Consider the following 644-nt stretch of genomic DNA (forward strand, 5'->3'; position numbering starts at 1 on the left):
AGTAACTTTCTTATATCGAACTCACGTTAAAATACTATGAATATGAATGTAATTCCTTTAAAGAAAAATCTTAGTTTTCTTCAATATCAGGCAATTATCAAATTTCTAAATGATATAGGGGTTGAAGTAGCAGATTCAGGAACAGATCCATATGCTGATATTCTCACTCAAGAAGATATAGAAGCTATTATGCTTTCTCGTGAACAAATACAAAAGGGATTGGGAATAAAGAATGAAGATGTTTTTAATGAAATTGAAGAAAAAAGAAGAAGGTCATGGAAATAATATGGTCTCCTCAGGCGAAGGAAAGTCTTACTCAAACACTTGAATATTGGGATATACATAATGATAGTACTGAATATTCTGACAAGATTATAAGAGAATTAAGGTTGTTATTACAAGAACTTTCTTCTAAGCCTATTTATATAGGTAGGTACATTGAAAAAATGGATCTGTATGTAAGAACTATTCTAAAAGGACGTTTTCTTTTATATTTTCAAGTGAAAGAGGAGATAATAGAAATACAACACTTCAGAAGTTCCAAACAAGAATCAATAGAAATCTAATAAGGGATGGACATGAATCAATGGAAAAATGGTCAAATCAGTTAAAAAACTAAAAACTAAAAACTAAAAACTAAAAAC

General features: G+C 29.0%; 2 protein-coding genes. Both read left to right on the forward strand.

The window, feature by feature from the left end; translation table 11 throughout:
- Positions 1–42 precede the first annotated feature (42 nt).
- Positions 43–285 (forward strand): hypothetical protein, encoded by a 243-nt coding sequence (locus tag HMPREF1551_RS11810; protein ID WP_034544694.1) that lies wholly within the window; start codon positions 43–45, stop codon positions 283–285.
- Positions 276–566, forward strand: coding sequence for a hypothetical protein (locus HMPREF1551_RS11815; protein WP_021629390.1), 291 nt, complete (start codon positions 276–278; stop codon positions 564–566). The genes HMPREF1551_RS11810 and HMPREF1551_RS11815 overlap by 10 nt, the downstream gene beginning before the upstream one ends.
- The last annotated feature ends 78 nt before the right edge of the window (positions 567–644 follow it).

The organism is Capnocytophaga sp. oral taxon 863 str. F0517 (assembly GCF_000466425.1).
Classification (GTDB): domain Bacteria; phylum Bacteroidota; class Bacteroidia; order Flavobacteriales; family Flavobacteriaceae; genus Capnocytophaga.

Excerpts from the sequence above, each read along its gene's own strand:
- HMPREF1551_RS11815 (WP_021629390.1), top strand. The coding sequence starts at position 276 with ATGGAAATAATATGGTCTCCTCAGGCGAAGGAAAGTCTTACTCAAACA.
- HMPREF1551_RS11810 (WP_034544694.1), top strand. The coding sequence starts at position 43 with ATGAATGTAATTCCTTTAAAGAAAAATCTTAGTTTTCTTCAATATCAG.